At 70.0% G+C, this 21288-nt stretch carries 27 protein-coding genes; 1 reads left to right on the forward strand and 26 read right to left on the reverse strand.

All coding sequences use genetic code 11. The annotated features are described in order from the left end of the window. Window positions 1-15 precede the first annotated feature (15 nt). Window positions 16-147, reverse strand: coding sequence for a hypothetical protein (locus ACIP89_RS03060; RefSeq protein WP_402112641.1), 132 nt, complete (start codon window positions 145-147; stop codon window positions 16-18). 104 nt (window positions 148-251) lie between these two features. Between ACIP89_RS03060 and ACIP89_RS03065 the strand changes: the two genes are divergently transcribed. Next, window positions 252-530 carry an RNA polymerase subunit sigma-70 gene (locus tag ACIP89_RS03065; RefSeq protein ID WP_402112643.1) on the forward strand — a complete coding sequence of 93 codons (279 nt, stop codon included), beginning with the start codon at window positions 252-254 and terminating at the stop codon, window positions 528-530. Between the two features lie 40 nt (window positions 531-570). Here ACIP89_RS03065 and ACIP89_RS03070 read toward each other — a convergent pair whose 3' ends face one another. The 25 genes from ACIP89_RS03070 to ACIP89_RS03190 all read right to left on the reverse strand — a co-directional run bounded on the left by ACIP89_RS03070 (window position 571) and on the right by ACIP89_RS03190 (window position 21210). Continuing rightward, entirely contained in the window at window positions 571-1269 is a 699-nt protein-coding gene (locus ACIP89_RS03070) for a collagen-like protein (protein ID WP_402112644.1), read from the reverse strand. Continuing rightward, window positions 1266-1532 (reverse strand): hypothetical protein, encoded by a 267-nt coding sequence (locus ACIP89_RS03075; RefSeq protein WP_401929729.1) that lies wholly within the window; start codon window positions 1530-1532, stop codon window positions 1266-1268. The genes ACIP89_RS03070 and ACIP89_RS03075 overlap by 4 nt, the downstream gene beginning before the upstream one ends. 30 nt (window positions 1533-1562) lie before the next feature. Further along, the gene (locus ACIP89_RS03080; RefSeq protein ID WP_402112646.1) at window positions 1563-1799 is read right to left on the reverse strand and encodes a holin; all 237 of its coding nucleotides are present in this window, start codon (window positions 1797-1799) and stop codon (window positions 1563-1565) included. A gap of 2 nt (window positions 1800-1801) precedes the next feature. Then, window positions 1802-2620 (reverse strand): CHAP domain-containing protein, encoded by an 819-nt coding sequence (locus tag ACIP89_RS03085; protein ID WP_402112647.1) that lies wholly within the window; start codon window positions 2618-2620, stop codon window positions 1802-1804. Between the two features lie 66 nt (window positions 2621-2686). Continuing rightward, window positions 2687-2962 carry a hypothetical protein gene (locus tag ACIP89_RS03090; protein WP_402112649.1) on the reverse strand — a complete coding sequence of 92 codons (276 nt, stop codon included), beginning with the start codon at window positions 2960-2962 and terminating at the stop codon, window positions 2687-2689. After that, window positions 2959-3720, reverse strand: a complete 762-nt coding sequence (locus ACIP89_RS03095; protein ID WP_402112651.1) for a hypothetical protein — start codon at window positions 3718-3720, stop codon at window positions 2959-2961. Before ACIP89_RS03095 ends, ACIP89_RS03090 begins: the two co-directional genes overlap by 4 nt. After that, on the reverse strand, window positions 3720-4799 hold the full coding sequence (locus tag ACIP89_RS03100) for a hypothetical protein (protein ID WP_402112653.1): 1080 nt from the start codon (window positions 4797-4799) through the stop codon (window positions 3720-3722). The genes ACIP89_RS03095 and ACIP89_RS03100 overlap by 1 nt, the downstream gene beginning before the upstream one ends. Beyond that, window positions 4796-5824, reverse strand: a complete 1029-nt coding sequence (locus ACIP89_RS03105; RefSeq protein ID WP_402112654.1) for a hypothetical protein — start codon at window positions 5822-5824, stop codon at window positions 4796-4798. Before ACIP89_RS03105 ends, ACIP89_RS03100 begins: the two co-directional genes overlap by 4 nt. 13 nt (window positions 5825-5837) lie before the next feature. Continuing rightward, window positions 5838-6707 carry a phage distal tail protein gene (locus ACIP89_RS03110; RefSeq protein WP_401929744.1) on the reverse strand — a complete coding sequence of 290 codons (870 nt, stop codon included), beginning with the start codon at window positions 6705-6707 and terminating at the stop codon, window positions 5838-5840. A gap of 12 nt (window positions 6708-6719) precedes the next feature. Beyond that, window positions 6720-10886: a phage tail tape measure protein gene (locus ACIP89_RS03115; protein WP_402112656.1), complete on the reverse strand. Its 4167-nt coding sequence runs from the start codon at window positions 10884-10886 to the stop codon at window positions 6720-6722. Window positions 10887-10890: 4 nt separating this feature from the next. Then, window positions 10891-11157 (reverse strand): hypothetical protein, encoded by a 267-nt coding sequence (locus ACIP89_RS03120; RefSeq protein ID WP_402112658.1) that lies wholly within the window; start codon window positions 11155-11157, stop codon window positions 10891-10893. 47 nt (window positions 11158-11204) lie between these two features. After that, window positions 11205-11726 carry a hypothetical protein gene (locus tag ACIP89_RS03125; protein ID WP_402112659.1) on the reverse strand — a complete coding sequence of 174 codons (522 nt, stop codon included), beginning with the start codon at window positions 11724-11726 and terminating at the stop codon, window positions 11205-11207. Beyond that, window positions 11726-12205, reverse strand: coding sequence for a hypothetical protein (locus ACIP89_RS03130; protein WP_401929752.1), 480 nt, complete (start codon window positions 12203-12205; stop codon window positions 11726-11728). The genes ACIP89_RS03125 and ACIP89_RS03130 overlap by 1 nt, the downstream gene beginning before the upstream one ends. Before the next feature lie 64 nt (window positions 12206-12269). Then, complete coding sequence (locus ACIP89_RS03135; protein WP_401929754.1) at window positions 12270-12599, reverse strand: hypothetical protein; 330 nt, start codon at window positions 12597-12599, stop codon at window positions 12270-12272. 12 nt (window positions 12600-12611) lie between these two features. Continuing rightward, complete coding sequence (locus ACIP89_RS03140; protein WP_402112661.1) at window positions 12612-13019, reverse strand: hypothetical protein; 408 nt, start codon at window positions 13017-13019, stop codon at window positions 12612-12614. Next, window positions 13016-13417, reverse strand: a complete 402-nt coding sequence (locus tag ACIP89_RS03145; protein WP_401929758.1) for a hypothetical protein — start codon at window positions 13415-13417, stop codon at window positions 13016-13018. The genes ACIP89_RS03140 and ACIP89_RS03145 overlap by 4 nt, the downstream gene beginning before the upstream one ends. Next, window positions 13414-13830: a DUF6093 family protein gene (locus ACIP89_RS03150; RefSeq protein ID WP_401929760.1), complete on the reverse strand. Its 417-nt coding sequence runs from the start codon at window positions 13828-13830 to the stop codon at window positions 13414-13416. Before ACIP89_RS03150 ends, ACIP89_RS03145 begins: the two co-directional genes overlap by 4 nt. Beyond that, window positions 13830-14378: a hypothetical protein gene (locus ACIP89_RS03155; protein WP_401929762.1), complete on the reverse strand. Its 549-nt coding sequence runs from the start codon at window positions 14376-14378 to the stop codon at window positions 13830-13832. Before ACIP89_RS03155 ends, ACIP89_RS03150 begins: the two co-directional genes overlap by 1 nt. A gap of 1 nt (window position 14379) precedes the next feature. Further along, window positions 14380-14895, reverse strand: coding sequence for a hypothetical protein (locus ACIP89_RS03160; RefSeq protein ID WP_401929764.1), 516 nt, complete (start codon window positions 14893-14895; stop codon window positions 14380-14382). Between the two features lie 14 nt (window positions 14896-14909). Next, window positions 14910-15890 carry a major capsid protein gene (locus tag ACIP89_RS03165; RefSeq protein ID WP_401929766.1) on the reverse strand — a complete coding sequence of 327 codons (981 nt, stop codon included), beginning with the start codon at window positions 15888-15890 and terminating at the stop codon, window positions 14910-14912. Window positions 15891-15908: 18 nt separating this feature from the next. After that, on the reverse strand, window positions 15909-16646 hold the full coding sequence (locus ACIP89_RS03170) for a hypothetical protein (RefSeq protein ID WP_402112663.1): 738 nt from the start codon (window positions 16644-16646) through the stop codon (window positions 15909-15911). Between the two features lie 48 nt (window positions 16647-16694). After that, entirely contained in the window at window positions 16695-17675 is a 981-nt protein-coding gene (locus ACIP89_RS03175) for a hypothetical protein (protein ID WP_401929770.1), read from the reverse strand. Then, window positions 17675-19135 (reverse strand): phage portal protein, encoded by a 1461-nt coding sequence (locus tag ACIP89_RS03180; protein WP_401929772.1) that lies wholly within the window; start codon window positions 19133-19135, stop codon window positions 17675-17677. The genes ACIP89_RS03175 and ACIP89_RS03180 overlap by 1 nt, the downstream gene beginning before the upstream one ends. A gap of 15 nt (window positions 19136-19150) precedes the next feature. Then, window positions 19151-20764: a terminase TerL endonuclease subunit gene (locus ACIP89_RS03185; protein ID WP_401929774.1), complete on the reverse strand. Its 1614-nt coding sequence runs from the start codon at window positions 20762-20764 to the stop codon at window positions 19151-19153. Beyond that, window positions 20761-21210, reverse strand: a complete 450-nt coding sequence (locus ACIP89_RS03190) for a hypothetical protein (RefSeq protein WP_401929776.1) — start codon at window positions 21208-21210, stop codon at window positions 20761-20763. The genes ACIP89_RS03185 and ACIP89_RS03190 overlap by 4 nt, the downstream gene beginning before the upstream one ends. Window positions 21211-21288 lie beyond the last annotated feature (78 nt).

Below are 21288 nucleotides of genomic sequence, written 5' to 3' on the forward strand. Positions count from 1 at the left end.
TTCGGGCCCCTTCTCTCACCTCTTGCTCTTGCGGTGTCGGCCCCGGTGCTTCCGCTTCCGGTCCTTGACCGCGATGGCCGCTGAGATGATGTTCACCGCGAGGGTGGCGATCCCGGCCATCAAGGTGATGGTGTCCCCACTATTCATTTGTCACCCCCTTTCCTGCTGGGGTACCCCCATCTTATAGGGGGGACTTGAAGTGCGTCAAGCCCCCCCTTGAAAATAGTTCTGTGTAGCCCTACGCTGATCCCATGACCAGCGACAACGCGCACATCACCGACCTCCTCGCCACCACCCGCGAGACCCTCGCCACCGCGCTCACCTCAATCAGCGACCCGATCGCCCGCGAAGCAGCTGCCCGCCAGATCCTCGCCGCCCTGCCAGACATCACTCAGGAGGTCACAGCCATCCGCAGTGACACCGTCCGCACCCTCAAAGAGGGGCGGACGCTCGCCGAGGTCGGCACGCTGCTCGGCGGTCTCTCCACAGCGCGCGTGGACCAGATCATCAAGGCGGGCAAGAAGAAGTAGCCCCCGCCGCCGGCCGTAGCCGGGACGGGGGCGTGGTGGTTCAGTGGCGGCGCCTGTCGAGCAGCGCGTAAGCGGCCGGGGACGTGGTCGGGTCCGGGACTGCCGGAGCCCCGTCGCGCCGGCAGACCAGCGCATCCGGGTCGCCCGGCGGCGGCTGGAGGCTGTACCCGGCCGGGCAGGTCTGTCCGTCGCGACCCGCGGCGCCGTCCTTCCCGGCCGCGCCGTCCTTCCCCGCAGCGCCGGGCTGTCCGGCCGGCCCTTGCTCGCCCGCCGGTCCCGCAGGACCTGCGGGGCCAACGGGCCCCGGAATTGAAGAGTCCGTTCCCGCGCGACCAGCCGCGCCAGCCGCTCCGGACGGGCCCGGTGACGGAGTCCCCGCTGAACCGTTCGCGCCTCGGGCGCCGCGGGCGCCCTGCTCGCCGCGCGGCCCCGGCGGCCCCGGAATCGGCACGGGTACCTCGGCCCGCGCCGGCAGATCCTCCACCGCGTCGCCCGGGTCCGGGGCCGCCGGGGTCCCGCCGCGCGCCTGGACCTGCGCGCGCAGCCGCCGCACATCCGTCGCCAGCGTGGTGACCGCGGTACCCCGCCGGTCCGCCTCCGTCGCCAGCTCGGACGCACGCGCCTCGGCGTGCCCGATCTGAAGGAAAGCGATCGCCAGGCCGCCGCCGAGGAAGAGCAGCGCGGCGACGACCCAGAGGCCGCGGCGACGCCGGTACAGGATCCGTTCGGCCCGGGTCACGGAGCACCTCCGAGCTGGGTCACGAGCAGCCGCAGCCGCGCGTTCTCCACCCGCTCTGTCGCCAGCTCGGCGCGCAGAGTGGCCAGCTCGGCGCGCAGGTCGGTGCGCTCCTCCTGCAGCTGGTCGGTCAGACTGTTGTATCCGGTGATGACTCCGCCCTCCCGGGCCGTCCGGTTCGCGCCGCGGTGACCGTACATGGCCGCTGCCGCCACTACCGGCGAGGCCAGCAGTGCACCCAGCGCGGTGAGTAGAGCAGCGTCCATGCGTCCTCCACGTGGCGCTCGTCGGGCAGGTCAGACGCCCTTGGCGAGCGGGTCGGCGACATCGCGCGGCGTGTGCCGTGCCCGGTACCCGGCGAGGAACGCGAGGGCGGGGGGAACGAGCGCGAGGAGCGGGGCCTGCAGCCACGACGGGAGCGGGCCGAGGAGTGAGGCGTCCGCCTGAACGGCGTTGAGGACGGCGACGGCCAGGCCGACGACGAACGTCATGACGGTCGCAGCCGTCACCTTGGACTCGATCGGTGCAGCCATGGTCAGGCCTCCTGGCCGTTGATGTCGACGGTGATCACAGCGTCCTTGATGGCCTTCTCCACCGCGGCCACGATGGTCTTGGTGTCCGCCCCGCCGCCGGCGAGCTTCGCCAGGGCGGTGATGGCCGCGGTCTGCGCGGCGAGGCGTTTGTCCATGGAGCGGATGCGGCCCTGGAGATCGCGCAGAATGCTCTGCGGCTGCCAGTTCTTGTTGGTCTTGATGTCGGCAGCACCAGCCGGGGCCGCGATGGCGTCCGTCTTCCACACCGCGTCGAAAACGTCCTGCTTGGTCATCCCCGCCATGGGGTCCTCCTCGATCGGGTTCTTCCAGTTGGGGTCGGCAGACTTGATGCCGCCGGGGTAGGCCGGGTATCCGTAGCCGTACACGTAGGCGGCACGGCGCTGCCGCGTCTTGCGGTACACGCCGTCACCCTCGGCCGAGCCGGACGTGTTCGTGTTGCCCTCGATCGTGGTGATCGTGGTCGCGTCGTAGCCCACAACGAGACCCGTGTGGGAACCGCCGCCAGGACCGAAGAACACCTGACTCCCGATCGCCGGGTATTCCGACCACCGGTCGCGGGCCTTGAACCACGCGACACCAGCCGCGCAACTCGCTGTCCGCGGGAACAGTGCGGCGGCCCCTGCGGTCATGGCCACCCACGACACGAACGTCGCGCACCACGCCTGCCAGTCCGCCCACTCCAGCCCGGCCACTGCGGGGGCGTACTTCGTCTTGTTGTTCCAGTGCCCACCTGACTTCCCTTCGTGGTAGCCGACTTCAGCCGTCGCGATGCGGGCGACATCAGCCGCAGTTCCGGTCATGAGGCGCCCTCCAGGGCATGAGAAAAGCCCCGGCCGATCGGCACGGGGCGGTGGGTATGGGGTGGGTCAGGGGACGATCGGCTGGGGATCGAGCAGGGTGGCGGACATGATGCTCATCGCGTGTCCGCACAGCCCGCAGGAGATGTTCGGGCGGCCGCCGTTCGAGTAGAGCTCGGGGTAGTCCCACAGCGTTCCGTAGTTCACGCACCCCGGGTTGTCGTCCCGAACCGTGGCCCCGTAGTACATGGCCGGCACGAAGGTCAGCACCGGGGGATCCGGCAGCGGCTCGTGCGGGTCCTGGCCGGTGCCGACCGAGCCCGGTCCGTCGAGGGATTCGTTCACAGTCCGATCACCATCCAATACACAGTCGTTGCCACCGGGGTTCCGGCGCGGGTGAGCCACAGCGTGGCGCTGTTCGCCGTGACCGCGGTCATGCCGACACCGGTCACGGCAGTGCCTGGCGAAGCGGTCGAAGGAGTGGCGAACCCGAAGAAGGCGTTGCCCTTGAGGCCGAGACCGCTGATCCCCGCCGAGGTTGGGGTGTTCGACGCGGTCGGCGTAATCGTTGCCCCCCCGATTGCCCAGTTGTCCGCCTGGAGGATCGCGTGCACGGCGGCGTGAGGTGGTCCGCCGCCGGAATCGGTGGTGAGTACCACCTGCGCGGGGACGTCGCCGGAGAACACACGGCCCGAGGACAGGATGAGGTCGGCGTAGGAGTTGGAGTCGGTGTCGTAGACCGCCGAGGCGCCCTCCGCAACCGCGTTGTCGTCGACCGGCCGCCACCGCAGCTCGCCGCCGTACAGGTAGGCGAGCAGCGGCCATGGTTCCTGGCTGCCGCGGACCCAGAATCCGGCGCCGCCGTCTTCCTCGTCGGGCCCGAGGCGGGCGATCACCGTGCCGTCGTCGGAGTACATCAGCAGGGCGGGGCCGTCGCCGTCCAGGGCGATGCGCGCACCCGAGGCAGCGGTCTGGATGAGGCCTGCGGTTGCGGCTGCCAGACGGCGAGAAGCGCGCAGTTCGCGCATCTCCCGCTCCAGCCGGGCAATTTTCCGTGCGAGGCTGGTTGCGTCGGTGGGCAGCTGGTCGAGCTGTCGTCCCATCAGCTGTCCTCCACGAGGATCGGGCGGACCTTGTCCGCGGCGGGGTCCAGCTCCCACGACCAGCAGCGCGCGACCACGTCGGCGCCGGTCGGGTGCCGGGGCGAGCGGTCGACGGCGACCCGGATCGTGTCGCCGAGCACCCAGTCCCGGCCGAGGCGCGGCGCCTGTGAGGCGACTGCTTCGAGCGACCACACGGTGGCCCCCTGCGCCATCAGGGCCACCGATTCTGCTGCGTGCGCGTTGAGCTGGTCGGGGTCGGTGACTCCGGTTGCGGGGGTGTAGCGGTATTCCCACAGCGGCCACCCGGCGGCGAGGAGCGCGGTGGCGTCGTGCGCGGTGGAGGTGAGCCGGGAGGACCCTTCGCCCTCGCCGCGGGCGAAGACGCGGGTGGCGCCCTTGCCTGCCTCGTAGGACTCGGTGAGCGTGTACGCGCTGACGCTGCCCGGGAAGTCGAAAGTCCCTTCGGGCCAGTCGGTCTGTGTACCGATCTTGGAGCGGATCCGGATCGGGAAGACGAACCCGGAGTGACCGGTGTTCCAGGCGGCTTCGATGGTCCACTCGGGGCCGCCCTCCAGAGCCATGACCTCCTGGGCGCACGACAGGATCGTCTTGTCGTCCCCGTCGTCCGCCGAATAGTTCATGGCGACGCCGGTCGCCACGCTGTCGATGACGAACGGCGGCCCGCTCGTAAGGGCAGGTGCGAGGAGCCCGGCCAGGACGTCCGCCTGGTCCGCGCCCCAGTAGCTGTGCGTGGCAGGGAAGCGGGAGTCCAGGTAGCGCTCCAGGGTGGCGGCCCCGAGCGACACGGTGTTCGCACTCCCTGCCTCGCGAGGCAGGACGACCCCGGCCCATACCGGCATGTCGGTGAGCGTGTCGACGGCGACCAGCAGGGTGCGGCCGGGGTCGGTGGCGACCACCCATTCGGCCGGCGCACCGCCGAGGTCGAGGGTGAACTGGGTGGTGGTCTGGTCGCCCAGCTTCCTGGACAGCGCACCGTTGGGCTTGAGTGAGGGCAGGTCCTCGATGATGGCGCCGGTCAGCATGTCGCATCCGAACCACGCCAGTTCGACGGCGCTCATCCGGGCATCGGCTCCACGATGAGTTGCCCGCCGGAGACGCGGGTGACCGTGCCGATCGCCCCGGCTGAGCTCAGGTTGTACTGGGGGGTGATCGTCAGGGAGGCGCCCGGCGTGAGGCCGCTACGGATCACCTGGCGGGAGGCGTAGGTACGCGAGCCCGCCGCGCTCACCCCGACCTTCTCGCTGGCGCCTTCGGTGAGTGCACCCGACGCACGCCAGACCGCCCACGCCGTGGACGTCGAGCCGTTCGTGTTGTTGACCGCCGCCCCGATCGTGATCCGCACCATGCCGGACGGAGGCACGACGACCGTGAGCGGCGGCCACTCGCCCGAGGTGAAATCGGTGTTGATGTTCCCGACCACGGGCGAGGCGGGGAAGCCGACCTGATCGGAGACCTGAGGCGTGAGCGGGGAAACCGTGCGCCAGGAACTGCCGTTCCAGCGGCGCAGCCCGGTTCCGTCGTCGTAGTACTGGCCGGTGTAGGGGTTAGACGGGGCGGCCGCCGCGGGCAGGATCCCACCCGGGGCCACGGTGTAGGGGCGGACGGCGGTGGACACCGACGCGGACCCGCCGCCGGACGGCGGCACGGTGATCGTGGCGAGCGGCATGTACACCACGGTGCCGGCCGGTGTCGGCGCCGAGGGTGTGCTGGACGGGGTGCCGGCCAGGTACACGACGTCCGCCCGGTAGAGGCCGGATGCGTCGACCGTGCTGTCCCAGATCCGCAGATACACCAGGTCGATGCGGGTCAGGGAGGCGTGCGCGGCAGTCACTGTGCCAGCGGCGGTTGCCGTGGGGAAGGCCGCCCGGTAGACGCCCTGCGCCGAGTAGGCGACGGTGGCGACCCCGGCGGAGACGGTGATGGTCGAGCCGGACAGGGTGACGGTCAGCCCGGGGTCGCCGGGCCGGACGCCGGAGCGGGAGCCGAGCGCGGTGCCGTCGGCCATCACGGTGGCGGCCTGGGTCTGCCTGGTCTCCAGGCCGGACAGGGTGAGGCCGTCGATAGCCCACACGTCTACGGGCACGGGGTCCTCCTTCTCACAGCCACGCCGACCGCCACGAGGCGGTGAGCTGGGCGGTCGCGTTGTAGTTGCTGGACTGGAACTGGTAGCTGACGGTCTGGCGGGGCGGGATCGTGGGCCAGCCGGAGGGCACGGTCATGAACCGGCGCCTGCTCACAGCGCCGTTGAGGGTGACCGCGTGCGAGTCGGTGTCGACGACCAGGACGTCTCCGGCCTGGAGGTCCTGCGTGTAGATCAGCTGCCGCACCGAGCCGTCCTCATAGGCCGCCGAGACGATCGGCTGAACCACGGGCCCGGTCAGTGAGAGGACGGGGCGGGTGTCCATGGTCCCGACGTTGGTGGCGGTGATCTGCCCGGATACGACCGTGCCGGAGAAGGTGATCGGCACGGTGACGGGGAAGACGAGTCCGCCGCTGGTGGACGGCAGGGACGTGGTGTCCTCGTGCAACGTGGTGCCGTACCGGCGCGGGTCCGCCGCCGTCACCATCACGGAGTACGTGGCCACGGTGTCGGTGACGTACTGCATGAGCGGCTTGCCGGAGCGCCGCACCTGCGCCTGCCGCGGCTGGGACTCGCTCACCGTCAGCGTGGTGTCGGTGAGCGAGGACGCCTCGCGCAACGACTCCATCGCCGCTTCCAGCGCATCCCGGGAAGGGGCGACCAGTGTGCCGGCGAGGGTGACCGGCCGGGACGACAGGTAGACCGGTGACGCGTAGGTGCCGTGGTCCGCCTCCCGGTCGGTGAACTCGCTGCGGGACTCCGGGGAGTCCCACCCGTCCAGGGTCTGGAGATAGTGGGCTACCCCGTCCGGGTTGACCATGCCCAGCTCGACCGAGCCGAGCGTGGCCCGCAGACTGTCCAGGACGGCGCCTGGCGTGGTCGTCATCTGTTGCTCCTTTCAACCCACGAAGGAAATGCGGCGGGCGATGTCGTGGGCCTGCTCGGCGCTCGACTGTGCAGCGCCGTACAGGTTGACCGTCACCGGCCTGCCGTGCGGGCTGTCGGCGGAAGACGCCGAGGTGTCTGCCGAGCGGTAGCGGCCAGCGGGGACCGCGGCGTAGCCCATCAGTTGGGCGGTCGCCTGCAGCAGGGACCGGGAGCGGGCGGAACCGTCGTGGGGGATCCACGACTCCGGTACGCCAGCCTCCCCGCCGAGGACCATCTGGGGCCCGGTGAGGATGCCGCCCCGGGCCATGGTCTTGATGCCGGTCTGGCCGGTGAACTGCGTCAGGAAGGCGTCCCGGTACTGGGCCGGGAGCTGCTTGATCTGGTCGAGCATCCGGGGCACCAGGGTCTTGATGGTGTCCACGGACAGGCCAGCCGCGATGAGGTCGGAGTAGCCGCGCCCAGGTGCCGCGCGCAGTGTCGTCAGCAGCAGCAGGGCACTCTCCAGGTCCTCCCCGGCCAGCGGCTTGCCCGCCCGGGTGACGGCGAGGTCAGCGGCGGCCACGTCGGTCTTCTTGCCGGTCGCAGCCTGGTGCGCCAGCTCCATCGCGGTGCTGTCGCCTTGCGCGGCCAGGGCCTGGGCGAGATCGCCGTAGCCGAGCGCGGCCAGGGCCTGGAGGTCGGACGCGAACTGCGCGGACTCCTTGGTAGAACCGTTCAGCTGCTTCGTGAAGTCGGCCAGGGTCGCCTTCGTCGTCCCGGTCAACTTCTGCAGCTTGGCGGTGATGTCCTTGAACTGTTTCTCGGACGCCCCGGCCATCGAGTTCACCAGGGCGTAGCCGTCCTCGCCCATGGACTCCAGCAGGTCCTTGATGTCCTGCCCGCCCCGCTTGCCGATCTTCGCCAGGTTGGTGCGCCACTTCGTAGTCGCGGCCAGGCTGCTGTTGAGCTGCTTCTGATACGCGGCCAGGTTGAACGTGGTCGGCGCCTTCGCTCCCTTCTTCAGGCCCAGCGCACTGTCGGCCGCGTACACATCGCGCTTCTCGGTCTTGACCTTCAAGTCGGCCGACCGCTTCGCCTTCTGCGCGGCCTTGGTCCGGTCGGCTGCCGTGTCGTTGGCCTTGGCCGCATTGCGGCGGGCGTCAGTGAGCTTCTTCTCGGCGGCCAGCAGCTGCGCGTGCGTGTGCTTGCCCCGCCGTACCCGGCTGAGATTGTCCTCGGCCTCGGTGATCTTGCGGGTCCCGTCCTTGCGGGTCGCGGTCTGCTTCTTCTCGGCCGCCTTCATGGCGTCGGTCTTCTTCTTCGCGTCGGCCATCGCCGTCGAGAGGTCCTTGAACGCAGCCCTCAGCTTCTCGACGAGCGTGTCGTAGCGCTCCTTCGGGTCGCCTGCGCCGCCGAGCACCGGAGAGCCTGTCGGGCTGTACGTGAGGCCGACCCCGCCGCCGGAGGCGAACCGTTTGGCGTTGACCCGGTCGAGCATGTTGACGCCGTACTTGCGCACCGCGTCGGCCTTGACGATGTACTCGCCGTTGCTGACCAGGGCCGGGATGCTGTCCGACGTCCCCGTGCCGGGGCCGGAGATCGGCCCGCCGAAGGGGTACATCTGCAGTACCGCGCCACCGTCCGCGTACCGGCGGATGATGCCGCCGTTGCGCCGTGACTGGATCATGTCGGGAACACCGTTGGCGTCGGTGTCCGATCCGGTGGCCTTGAGGTAGACGCCGATCCCGACCGGCTTGCCCTGGATGTTGTTGATGGCGCGCTGGATCGCACCGACCTGGGAGATCGGCGTACCCGTCGGGACAGAGACGGACACCTTTCCGTCCTTCATGTGGGTGACCTTGTAGCCGAGGTCCTTCAACACCTTCTCGGCGGTCTTGGTCAGCGCCGACATGGTGAAGGACTTGCCCTTGGTCGAGCGAACCTTGTTCTGCACGGCCTGCAGATCGCTGGTCGCCTTCTTCGTCTCGGCGCTGATCTTCGTCGTGGCCGAGGCGGGCAGCTGGGCGTAGGCCGAGGTCAGCTTGTTGATGGCGTCCTTGGAGAACCCGGCGGCGTGCATCGTCGCCTTGAGCGCCTCGACATCCTTGGCCAGGACCGCGTTGCCGGCCTCCACGCTGTTCTTCTGCTCGGCCACCGCCTGCGCGTGCTCCATCGCGGCCTTCGCCGCGTCGAGGAACGCACCCTTGACCGCCCGGCCCTTCTCGCTGTTGACGTCCAGCGAGTGGCCGTTCTCCTTCACCGCGGCCGACAGGTCGGCCAGGCTCTTGCGGAATGAGATCTCCTGCTCAGCCGTGCTGATGTTGATCCCGTTCAGGGTCTTAAGTGCGTCGGTGAGTTCCTCGGCCGCGGACTTCTGGTTCTTCAGCTCCTCGTTCGTCATCGCGAGGTCGTCCTTGAGGCCCTTGGACGACGTGCCGGTGAGCTGCTGCTCGATGCTGGTGTTCGCCAGAGCGTCGGTGTACTGCGGCAACAGCGTCTTCAGCTTCTCGACCGACGTGCCCTGAGACAGAGCGTTGGCGGACAGCTCGTCGAACGCCTTCGCCGCAACATCCGCATGCCCGCTGGAGACGAGCGACCCGAGGGCGTCGTCGATCGACTTGACCTGGTCGGTCGCGTCCTGCAGAGCGACGTGTACCTCGCCAACTCCCGCGAGGAGGTTGAACGACAGCTCGTTGACGACGTCCGAGGTCCGGTCCGCACCGGTCGGGTGGGCGAGGCGCTTCACCGCCTCTCCGAACCCGTCGAGGTCCTCCCCGAAAGTTCTCGTGAGTTCGCCGGCCTTCTTGCCTTTCGTCGCAAGGTCGACCAGGGATTCGGCCATCTTCGCGGTCGACGGCGGGGCGTCCTTGAACGTGTCGCGGACCTTCTTCGTCGCGTAGGAGACCAGCTCCAGCCCGGCCACCACCGCACCGACCTGGCCAAGCACCATCATCGACGTCCGGGCGCGGGCCGCGGTGACACCCATGGACGCCAGCGCGGCCCGGGTAGCGGCGATGCGCGGCAGCAGGAGCAGCATCCCGGCACCGGCCAGAGTGATGGCTCCCCCGACTCCGGCGAAGAGGGTGATTGCGTGCTGCACCGGGGCGGGCAAGGAGTTGTAGGCGTTGACGACGCTGACGATGCCCTGCGCCAGGCTGCGCAATGCCGCGTTGGCCGACGAGCCGCCCTCGATGAGGGCCACTTCGAGGGCGCCCTTGAGACGCTCCATGTCGCCGATGAGGTTGTCCGTCTGCACCGACGCCATGCGCTGGGCTGCGCCCTGGTCGTCGACCGCGCGGCGGTAGGAGTCGATGCCCTTCGCGCCGAGCTCGTACAGGATCGTCGCTCCACGCACGGCGTCCGAACCGAAGATCGTCGCCATGGCCGAGTTGCGGGCCTCGGGGGTGAGCTGGCCGAAGGAGGTCTTCATCCGCTGAGCCGTCTGCGACAGGCCGACGAACTTGCCGGACGAGTCGTAGGCGCTGAAGCCGATCTTCGCCATGGCGGCTTCGGCTTCCTTGGACTGCGGAACGAGCCGCTGCAGCATGGTCTTCAGCGACGTGCCGGCGTCCGAGCCGATCAGGGCGTGGTCGGCGAACGCCGACAGGGTGGCGACGGTGTCCTCGATGGACAGGCCCGTCTGGTGCGCGAGGAGACCGCCCTGCCGCAGTGCTGTGCCGAGCCCGTGCACGTCGGCCGCCGACTTGTTCGCGCCAGCGGCCAGGAGGTCCGCGATGTGGCCGACGTCCTTGCCCGACAGCCCGAACGTGTTCATCGCCTGGGCGCTGAGCGTCGCCGCCTCGGAGAGGTCGACCTGCCCGGACGCGGCCAGCGCGAGCGAACCCTTCAGGGCGCCGCCGATGATGTTCGCGGTGGACACGCCGGCGCGCGCCAGCTCGGCCTCGGCGTCCGCAGCCTCCGTAGCGGTGAAGCTGGTGGTCTTGCCCGCTTCGAGCGCGGCCGCCCGCAGCTTGCCCATTTCGGCGGTCGACGCGCCGGTCACCGCGCGGACGTTGGACAGCGACTTGTCGAACTTCGCGGCGGCGGCAGCGGCCACCGCGAACCCGGCGAGGAGAGCGGCGCCGACAGCGGCGCCCCCGTTAGCCAGGCGCGCCGTGTTGTCGGACGCCTGACGCATACCCCGGGTGTAGTTGCTGATGTCGGCCCTGAGTCGGACGGTGACGGTACGAACGGCCACGCCGTCACCCCCTCTTCGTGCGGTGCTCCAGGTGGACGTGCAGTCCGTCGGAGGAGCCCTTGTTGTCCTGGTGCGCGCGCACGGTCTTCGCCGACGTCGCGCAGGCGTGGCACATGATCAGCCGGGCCTTGTACTCGAATTCGTTCTTCGGGTCGGTGGCCTCGGACCAAGGCTGTCCGCAGTCCGGGCAGGTGTCCGCCTCGACCTCGGCCAGGGCAAGTGCCCAGGCCCGGTCCTCCTCGGTGAACAGCGGCTCGCCAACAGCCACCACCCGGCCGAGGAAGACCGAGCGCGGAACGCCCCAGACCCGTGCGGTCTCTACCTCTCGCCGCCAGCGGCCGCCGCCAGGAGAGCGGAGGCGGCCAACGAGAAAGGGACGAGCGACGCCGAGTTGTGCACGTCCCACGCCGCATCGAACAGAGTCTGGATCTGCCCCTGGTTGATGACCTTGAACAGCGCCTTCGCGTCGTCCGCGGTCATAACCGGGTCGACGCACGAAGCCGCGATCAGGGCCCGCGGGAACGACTCGGAGTCGAACGCCTGCTCCTTCTCCGTCGAGGGGTGCGCGGCCAGCAGCGAGGAGTACGCCTCGTCGCCGATGTACCGGAACCGGAACTCGGCCTCGGACTCGCGCGCCGTCTCGCGAAGCGCGGCGATCTGTGCGGCGATCTCCCGGCCGGGGTGCTGCTCGGCCAAATCGGAGGGCTGCCAGTCCTCCGAAACCGTGAGGAGCTCGCCTTCCAGGCGCTCGATCTCCCCGGCCAGAGCACCGTCGAGCATGATTTTGACTGCTCGTTCACGCGGCTTGGCCTTGGCGAGCAGGGCCTTGATGTCCGGCATCAGGCCACCGTCGCGGCCGTCGCCGGGGCGTCCGTGACCCGCATCGGGGACACGAACTTCATGACCTCGTTCGCCGCCGGGGAGCTGTTCTGGGGCTCGCCGCATGCGATCGGGTACACCTCGGCCTTCTGGCCCGCCGTCCATGCGGTGGTGACGGCGATACCGCGCCGCACGGCCAGGAACCCGGACACCCCGTACTTCAGGGTGGTGTACGGGGCATCGTCCGTCGGGTTGTCGCCCCGCTTGAAGGTGAGTTCGACGTCGAAGCCGACCCGCCCCACGGTTTTGGTGTCGAAGGTGGAGGCGAGCGAGGACGTGTCGACGTCCGCCGTGGTCGGGTCGAGCTTGAGCCCGTCCGGGGTGATCCGCTTGGTGTAGTCCGCACCCGCGTTGAGCTCGGCCACGGTCGGGGCGTTGATGTTCGCGCAGGTGGCCATCCACACCACGCGGGTCTTGCCGTCGCTGATCAGGTCAGCCATGAGGCCCTCCAGGGCATGAAGAAAGCCCCGGCCAGATGGCGCGGGGCAGCGGAGTGGGTTGAGGTCAGATACGGAGCGAGGCGACCGTGACCGTCGTCGCCGAGGAGTATCCGATGGCGCACAGGCCGTCCGTCGAGTTCTGGAGCAGGTCGGCGGGGAGCGGGCCGATCATCCGCTCGCCGGACCCTGGGACGGTCACGGTGACGTCGGCGGCGGCCTGGCCGCGCACGGTGGCGGTCGAGGTGAGCGTCACCGTGATGGAGCTGGCCGCGCCGTTCTTCACGTGGAGGAAGTTCCGGTCGCCGCACTCCACCTTGTCGCCACCGCCCGCAGCGGCCGAGTACGTGGGGTTGAGGCCGCCAAGGGCCACAGTCTGGGTGGCGAGGGTCGCCATGAGGGTCTCCGATCAGGAGGGGATGGACTGGATCAGGTACTGCACCGGCACGAAGTAGACGGGCGGGGTGACGTCGTCGTCGCGCTGCACCGGAGGCCCGCCCTGGTCCTCCGGCTGCCACGCCTTCCGCCCGACCACCGTCAGCGGGCCGTCGAGCGCCTGGCGGACCCGGTCGGCCACCCACAGCGCCCGCTCGACGGAAGCGCCCACACACGTGACCTGGACCAGGTGCACGAAGTCGGTACGGTCCGCGGCGAGTGACGCCCTCCGGGCCGTGCCAGGATCCGGGTAGAGCACGGCGAACTGGCCCGGTGGAGACCACCCGCTGCCGGTGGGCGTACCGCCGATGTACACAGTCAGCCCGGCGCCGGTCAGTGCCGCCTGGAGAGCATCGACATGGGGCAGAACGCTCGGGGTCACCACCACGTCAACCCACGCTCAAGAAGCAGCGCCATCTGCGCCTCGAACCGCGGGGTCTCGTTGACCAGGGCCCGGCCGCCGTCGTTGTGCGGCGGGTTCTTCACCGAGCCGTACTCCAGCAGGTTGCCGAGCGCCCCCTGCGGAGCACCCTTGTCCGGGCCGATGATGGCCAGCACCTGGTCCGGGCCGAAGCTGTGGATGTCGAAGCCGACCGCGCTCGGATATGCCGGCGCGTGCTTGCCCGATGACGCCCGCGCGTTGGCCCGCCACTCCGTCTTGATGTTCAGGGCGCCCCGTATCACGACCGACCGCACGTCACGCCGAGTCCGCGGCACCCCGCGCGACAGATGCGTCCGCAGACGGCGCACATCACCCATGTCGAACGGGTTCCTGCTCATGATCTGTCCTCCGCACTGATCCGCCACGCCGTGGCCGTGCCGCCGTACTGGGCGGCTTTGACGTACAGGAACAGGCCCACCATGCGGGCGTCGTCCGAGGCGAGCACTTCGATCCGGTCGCCCGGCAGGACGCGGGTGTCGGGCGGGAGCGGGGTGGACCAGGGCAGGGCCACTTCGTAGTCCCGCATCGTCACCTCCCGGTCCCCGGCCTGCTCCTCGGTACCAGTCGCCTGGGCCACCGGCTTGACCCGCCCCGGGCCAGGCCCGTACAGCGTCGTCTGCGGCCCCGGAGCCGTGCCCCCGGTGTCCCGGTCGAAGACGTCCTCGCCCTGCCGGTACAGGCGCAGGCTCTCTCCCATCAGCTCCTGGTGGGCCTGCCGGCCCCGGATCAGGAACGCGGCCAGGCCGTGCACTAGACCACCCCCCAGTCCCGGACGCCGAACGCCTGGCGGATGGTGTCCTGCTCGCCGGGCATCAGGGATACCCGGGCGTCCGCAAGGGTCTCGGAGTAGTCGTCGATGCTGCGCTGCCGGATCATCTCTGGGTTGATCAGGATCCGTTTCACCGCGTCGCACGCGATGAGGGCGGCCACCTGGTAGGCGACGTCCTCGGTGTCGAAGCCGTGTGAGTAGGTGACGGTGACCGGCCCGTCCCAGCAGTACCCGTCGACCCGAGTGAGGAGCTCCCCGCCGTCCCACCGCCACACCGCGACGGTGAGCCCGGCAATGGCGGTGACGTCCCGGACGGGGCGCTGCGGGAGCCGCAGGACCACGGTGCCGGAGCCGCGCAAGGTCACCGTGTCGTTGTCGACGCGGCTGATCTGCTGGTATCCGGCGGTCATGCGGATGAGGTGCGAGGCCCCCGCGAGCAGGCGGTCGACATGGAGCAGTTCGTCGGCGGTGAGGTCCCGCCCCAGCTGCGCCCGCAGGTCAGCGACAGTCGCGAACGGCCCCAGCGCCATGTCAGCCCCCGTACTTCTTGATCAGCTCGGCCTTCGTGAGCTTCTCGACCTCGGCCCGCTCCTCGTCGCTGGCGGCGACGCCAGCGGCGTACTCCCGCCACGCGGCGACCGGCTCGGACTGCGGAGGGCGCCCCGGGGCCTCCTGCACATCGGGTGCCTCGTCGGAGCTGAGAGGCGGTGCGGAGGGCTGGAGCCCGCCGCCGGGCAGGCCCGGGGCGTACACCTCGGGCCCATGCGGGTTGGCCTCCCCGGCGTTCACCGGCGGCCGGAAGTCGCCCGGCCGCGGGTCCACCGCCGCGTCCCGCACCCGGGTGCCGATCACCGTGGTCGTCACCTCGCGCGGGTCCGGCGGCTCGGGCACCTCCCGCTTCGGGGGCTCGCCGTCGATGCCGTACCCGGCGCCCTCGCAGTACGCGATGATCGCCGGGTCGTCGGACTCGCCGACACCGTCCTGGAACATGATGTTGCCGGGGCCCTGGCCGCTGTAGCCGGGCACCGGGGTCGTGATGCGTGCCATCGTCTGGTCTCCGATCAGCGAACGAGGATGTTGCGGAACACGGCGGCGCTCTTCGTCGCCTTGAGGACGACGGCTGCGGGGCCGAGCTCGACCTCACCCGTCTTGACCGCACCGGCGGTGGAGAAGTCCGGCAGCCACGTCTGCACGAGCGGGGCACCGGCCATCGAGATGCCGTGGAACCCGTCCAGGCCGAACCGCACCGCGTAGATGTCGGTGTAGTTGCCCGCCACGGTCGCCACCGTCTTGGAGGTGGTGGGGATGACGAGGTTGTTGCTGCCCGCCTTCGCCCCCAGGTCGACCAGGGCGATACCCCGGTACGACTCGATCTGCTGGCCGAACGCGGACGCGGCCCGGTCGTAGTAGCCGGCGCGGCGGGCCAGGGACCGGATGCGGGCGATGGCGTCGATGTTGCCGAGGATCGCGTCCGGGGTGCCGTCCAGCATGGCCAGCCAGGCGTCGAGGGCGTCCAGGGCGTCGTTCGCCTTGCCCGAGTCGGACCCGAGGGTGACGCCGCGCCAGTCGGTGGAGATCGCCGACCCGTACTCGGTGGAGGACGACGTGAGGCTCTTGGAGAGCCCGTCGAAGCCGTTCGCGTCGACCGCGGTGTCACCGTTGATCACGGCGTCGTTGAACTTCGCGTTCGTCGCCTTGATCTTCTGCTGCATCTGCAGCGTGGTCTCCGCCGCGGCGGCCACCCGGTTCAGCACGCGGTCGATCTGGAAAGACCCGCCGAGCGGCTTGAGGTCGACGGTGTAGCGCTGCTTGGTGACCTCGGCCGCGGTGTACTCGGAGTTGATCGCACGGAAGGCGGCGTCCGCCTGCGTGATCAGCCGGGTGTACCCGTAGGTCAGAGTGGCCCCCGCGCCCGCCTGGTTGACGACATCGTCGAAGGTCAGAGTGGAGAGAAGGAAGTTGTTCTTGGCGAACTCGTCGATGACCTGGACGTCGATGTCGTCGGTCGCGTTCAGCTTCGCCTGAGCGAGCGTGACGGGCATGGTCTACTCCTGATGGGTTCAGCCGGTCTTCCCGGCAAGTGCGGTGGCGACCGCCTCGCCGAGGTTGGCCGCGGTCTTCTTGGGGGTCTTGCGGGCGCCGCCGTCGGCACCGCCCTGAAACCGCCGGCCCTTGTCGCCCGTCGCGGGCGCGGCCAGGTAGGGCTCGTCCTCCAGGAGGTCGTCGATCAGATCGCTGATCGCCTCCCGGTCGGGCCGTCCCTTGTCGGTCTCTCCGATGTCGGAGAGGTCCAGCAGGCGCGCGGCCATCTGCGGGTTCGCGAGCCGACCAGCTGCCGCGGCGACTGCCGCAGCCTCGACCCGCTCGCCCCACACCTCGGCGCGGGCCTCCTCGCGGGCGCGCTCCCGGATCGCCTCCGGGTCGCCGTCGCCCTGGTCGCCGTCCTTCGTGGCCGGCTTCTTTGCGGCGTCACGGTTGCCCTGCTGGCGCAGCTGGGCCTTGAGGGTGCGGTTCTCCCGGCGCAGCTCCCGCAGCGCCTTCTTCCCCTTGTCGCCCAGGTCCTTTTCGGTGTCGTCGTCTTGGTCGTCGCCGTCGCGGTCGCCGTCCTGGTCTCCGTCACCGTCGTCGCCCCGGTCCCCGCCGTCGTCGGTGTTCCCGCCGTCGTCGGCGGTACGGCCTGCGCCGTCCGCGCCGCCCCCGCCGCCGTCGGCGTACAGGACGAACGGGCTGGTGTAGGGGTGGGCCCAGCCGTCACCGTCGAGGGCGGCGGCCAGGGTGCGGGCACGGGTGTTGAGCATCGCGCTCTCCAAACAGGGTGAGGGGCGGCGTCGCGCCGCCCGAGGGGGTTATCGCAGGTAGCCGAAGCGTCGGAGCATCGACAGGACCTCGGCGTGGTCCTCGGCCAGCTCGTAGATTTCCTCCGGCAGCAGCCGGGGCGTGCGGAGCCGGAAGTCCGCGCGGGTGGCCTGACCGGACGCGACCGCGCGCCGACGCTCGGCCTGGTAGAAGGAGCCGCGCCGGGTGGTGCCCTCCGAGGTGGCCCGCACCCGGCGCCCGTAGGCGGTCGCCGTGTACGTTCCGCGTCGGGCGTTGACGATGGCGAAGATGTCGCCGCCGTCCCGGATCGCCCGCGCACCGGCCGCACCGAACGTGCGGTCCTGATCGGCGGCCGACAGGCTGTTGAAGTAGGAGCGCGGGGTCACGGTCGGGGCCCGGCTGCCGCGGGTGGTCGGCTGGTGCACGCAGTGGCAGTGCGGGTGCCGGCGGAACGCGATGGCGGACCCGTAGACCTGCCCGGCGAGGATCACGCACCGAGAGCAAGCGCCCCCGGCGATGACCCGCACGTACCCGGTTGCCTGCCGGTTCGTGGCGATGGCCACCCCGGACGCCGAGCGGCCCGCGTCCGCAACCTCGGAGGAGGCGATCCGCAGCAGCTGCGAGCGGCCCGCCTGCAACGCCACCCCGGGCGGCATCCCCGACGCGATTCCGGTGAGCGCGGTGATGCGCGGCAGGTCCAGCAGCGACGACAGGGCCCGCCCGTCCGCCGCGAACCCGGCGAACGCCGACGGGTTCACCCGGCCCTCCGGGTCGGACCCGCCGCCCTGCTCCTCCAGGGACGCGGCCACGTACTCCTGGGCCCCCTGCGCCGCCGCGGCCTGGGCGGCGACCAGCACGGCCAGCACCCGGTCAGCGACCACTCGCCACGTCGCCGTGATCCGCCGCGGGCTCACGTACCGCCACAGCTCATCGACCGCCGTGACGGCCTGGAGAGCCAGCAGCTCCTGCCGTCGGGCGCGCGCGGCGGCGGCCTGGGTCGGCCCGGCCATCAGACGGGCACCTCATCAGCCTTCGGCACATCGGCCGGTATGTCCTCGGGCGGCTCGCCGCCCATGCCGCCGAACGCGAGCGCGCGGGCGGCGCGCTCGGCGTCCCTTTCCAGCATTTTCTCCATGCGGTCGATCTGCGTCGGGGTGTATCCGGCGTCCTCCATCAGCTGACGCCACGGCACGCCCAGAGCCTTCTTCTTCAGCACGGCGTCGATGTGCTGGGCCTCGGTGCGGTAAGCGACGTCGCGCCAGATCGTCTCTGCCAGCGGGTTGTTGCCGCGCTTGTCGCCCTTGACGAGGAACGCAAGCCGCATGACCTCTTCCCAGTCCTCACCCAGGAACGTGGTCTTCTCGCCACACTTCGAGGTCAGGCCCGCCTCGGACGCGGTCAGCGCGTCTGCGGCCACGTTTTCGACCTTGCCCATGAAGTACGTGGGCGGGGTGCGGGACAGCGCGCTGATGTGCTCGGTGATCATCGTGATACCGGCGACGAAGTTCCGCAGATCGGCAGCTTCGAAGTTCCCGAACTTCGCCTGCGGGTTGCTGGCCCGGAGCATCTTGCTGACCGACAGCCGCCACATCTCCGGGTCGTCGATCTCCTGCCCCGTCAACGGGTCCTTCGGAAGGTCAATCCCAGCACCCCAGCGGGCCGGGAACGCACCTCCTTCAGACGCGGTCAACATGTCGATGACGAGCTTGTTCGCCGCGCCCTGGAGGGGCATGACGTTGATGTGCTCGGGCGACGGGTCGTCGATGAGGCGGGGCCGGTTACGGAGTTCGACCATCGGCACCCGCTTGAGGGGGTTATCGATCCGGATCTGATCCGGGTCGTCTCCTCGCGGCTGCCACCCGGACGTCAGCGACGCGGGCAGCACCAGCCCAGAGACACTGGAGGAGCGGCGCCACTTCCAGATCTCGTCGGGCAGGTACAGCGTCGCGTAGGTGTAGCCGTCCTCGCCGTCCCAGCGTTTCAGGGCGGCCTTGCGACGCCGGCGGCTCCCGGGCTCGTAGACCACGATGCACTGGGTAGCGTCCTCGACGGTGATCTCGGGCTCGGCGTCGACCGCCTCCGGGTCCTCCACCCACACGAGCACGAACGCCCTTGACTTCACCATGGCCTCGGTGTGTGCGACCCGAGCCCAGGCGTCCATGCTGGAGGCCTGCCAGATGCGCTGGGCGTCCTTGTCGGCGGCTGGCGGGTCCTTGTCGTCTCCGGTGCCGAACCGGAACCCGACGGGCACCAGGCGCTCAGCCGGGGCCGAGCAGACGACCTCGCACCAGTTGTCGGAGAAGTTGGCGAACAGGCCGCCGAACGCCTGCCGGAACCGGTCGCTCGCCCACTCCAGGTTGTGCTTCCCGACGTAGAAGTCGTTCCACAGCTTGATCTTGGCCTGGCGCTTGTCCAGCTCGCACTCAAGAACCCTGGTGATCCGGAGGGCTTCCTGCGCGGTCACAGGCATAGGCACCCCCTTGGGTCAGTAGGCAGAGAAGGAACTGGAGCCCGCGGCGGCAGCCAACTTCAGGGCGTCCGCGCGGGCCTCCACGGCGAGGGCCGCCGTGACGGCGCTGTCGATCTTCCGGTCATGCGACGGCTTCGTGATGGCGATGCCCGAAGGGCGCCGCTCGGGCTTGGCGTTGCCGATGTGGTCTGCCATCGTCGGGTGGCCGTCGTGGGTGAGCTCCCCGGCTAGCACCGAGGTCTTCAGCCGGTCCAGCGCCGGGCACATACGGGTGGGAACGCGCGTCTCGAAGACGAGGAAGGTCTCCTCACCGAACTCACCCATCCAGGCGTCGCACTCATCCCGCCAGTCCGGCGGGTCCGCGTAGGCCCGCTCGACCTTGTACGTGGCGAACACGTGGGACATGCCAGCCTTCACCTCGGTACGCGGTACGCGCCAGCTGTCCGGATCGCCGTCGTCCCATTTCGTCCAGATCATCGGACGCCCGTCCGGGAACGTCGGAGTGAAGACGTACCCGTCGGACAGCCTGCACGCGGTGATCGCCGTGCAGTCGTCGTGATCGGACCCGTCGAATCCGACCGTTATCCGCTCCCCGGGCTGGACCTCCTGGGGCAGTGCGCACCGTTCCCACAGGTGCTTCGACAGCCACGTCTCCGAGAGGGAGACGGGCAGGTTGAGGAAGTACCTCCTGAATTTGGCCCTGTCCTGCGTCGGCTTGTGCGCCAAGGTGACCATGCGGTCCAGGTCCATGTGCGCCGCGAACGGGCCGTATGCCTGGATCAGTCCGACCTTGAGGGCCACCGGGTCCTCGTAGGCCGCGTCCTCCAGCAGCGTGCTGGGTGCGGCCTTGTGGTTGAAGTACAGGCGCGGGGCCTTCTTCGCCTTGAAGTTGCGGTGCGTCCGCTCGGCGATCGAATCCTCACCGATCGCGTACATGGTCGACGTCTGGAGGAACCAGGGCTCGGCGGCCTTCCGCTTCATCGTGTTCCGCTCCACCGTCTCGTACATGTCCCGCAGCTCCGGCAGCACGTACAGGTGCGTCTCGTCCGCGACGGAGAACGACTCCTTGCCGCCGTCCTTCGCCGCCGAGCTGGCCGTCGAGGGACGGATCTCTCCGCCGTCCGGCAGGTACACGCGGGTGCTGGACTGCCAGTCGTTGCCGATGTCGACGCCCGGGTAGTCCTCGGCCAGGCGCTCGCTGTGCGACAGCATGTAGGTGACGTTGGCGTAGGTGTTCCCTGCCTGCGTCTCCTCGGTGGCCAGGCACCGGATGAACGGGTACGTGACCGGGCGCCCTACCGGCTCACCGACCTCGTACTCGTACCCCCAGTCCGAGACCTCCCCGGCCTCCGCCCAGTGATCGAAGCGCACCGGGGCCAGCGCCTCGGCCACCACGATCATCCCGGCGACCTCGGACTTGGCCCGGCCCTTCGCCCGGGACAGCATCGCCTCATCGAAGCGGCGCCGCCCCCGGGCGTCGATCGCGTAGACGCAGGCCAGGAACGTCAGCATCTCCTCGTCCAGCTCGATCTCCTGGCCCTGGACGTCACCAGGGCCGTGCGGGAGGTAGTACTCGATCCAGTCCGCGAGGGCGTAGCCGAGGGAACGGCGCGGCCCCGGCGTCCTCATTCGTCACCGACCGCCCGGAGCCGCGTGCGCGGGTCAGCCTTCCCCTGCCGGGCCGCCGCCCGCTCGGCCGCCCGCTCCGAACCCTTGCCGACCTCCGGGTGTCCGAGGGACCAGCGCAGCCGCATCCGGTCCGCTGGCGTCCCGCCGATCGACGCTTCATTCAGCCGGATCTCGGACAACAGCTCCTTGCTGGGTTCGGCCCAGTACTTCTCGACCAGCTCGGCCAGCATGTGCAGCCGCTGCCAGTCTGTGGCCAGGAACGTTGCCGCCTGCGGAGAGGCCCGCCACGTCTCGTACCACCCGAGCGTGCGGGCGTCGTAGTCGTGCCCGCCCGGGAAGTCCGGGGACGGGCCGGTGTAGCCGTCGGCGGGCAAGACGGTCGTCGCGACCGGGTCCGAGTTCTTCCGCCGGCGGTTCGGGGAGGGTGTGGGTCCGACACCTGCCATGGGGTCCTCCTTCGCACCGTCGCGGCACGTTCAGCCCGGCCATCGCGGCGCGGGCACCAGTCACAACGGGTCACATCC

Origin of the sequence: Streptomyces sp. NPDC088730 (assembly GCF_044751215.1) — a bacterium.
Classification (GTDB): domain Bacteria; phylum Actinomycetota; class Actinomycetes; order Streptomycetales; family Streptomycetaceae; genus Streptomyces.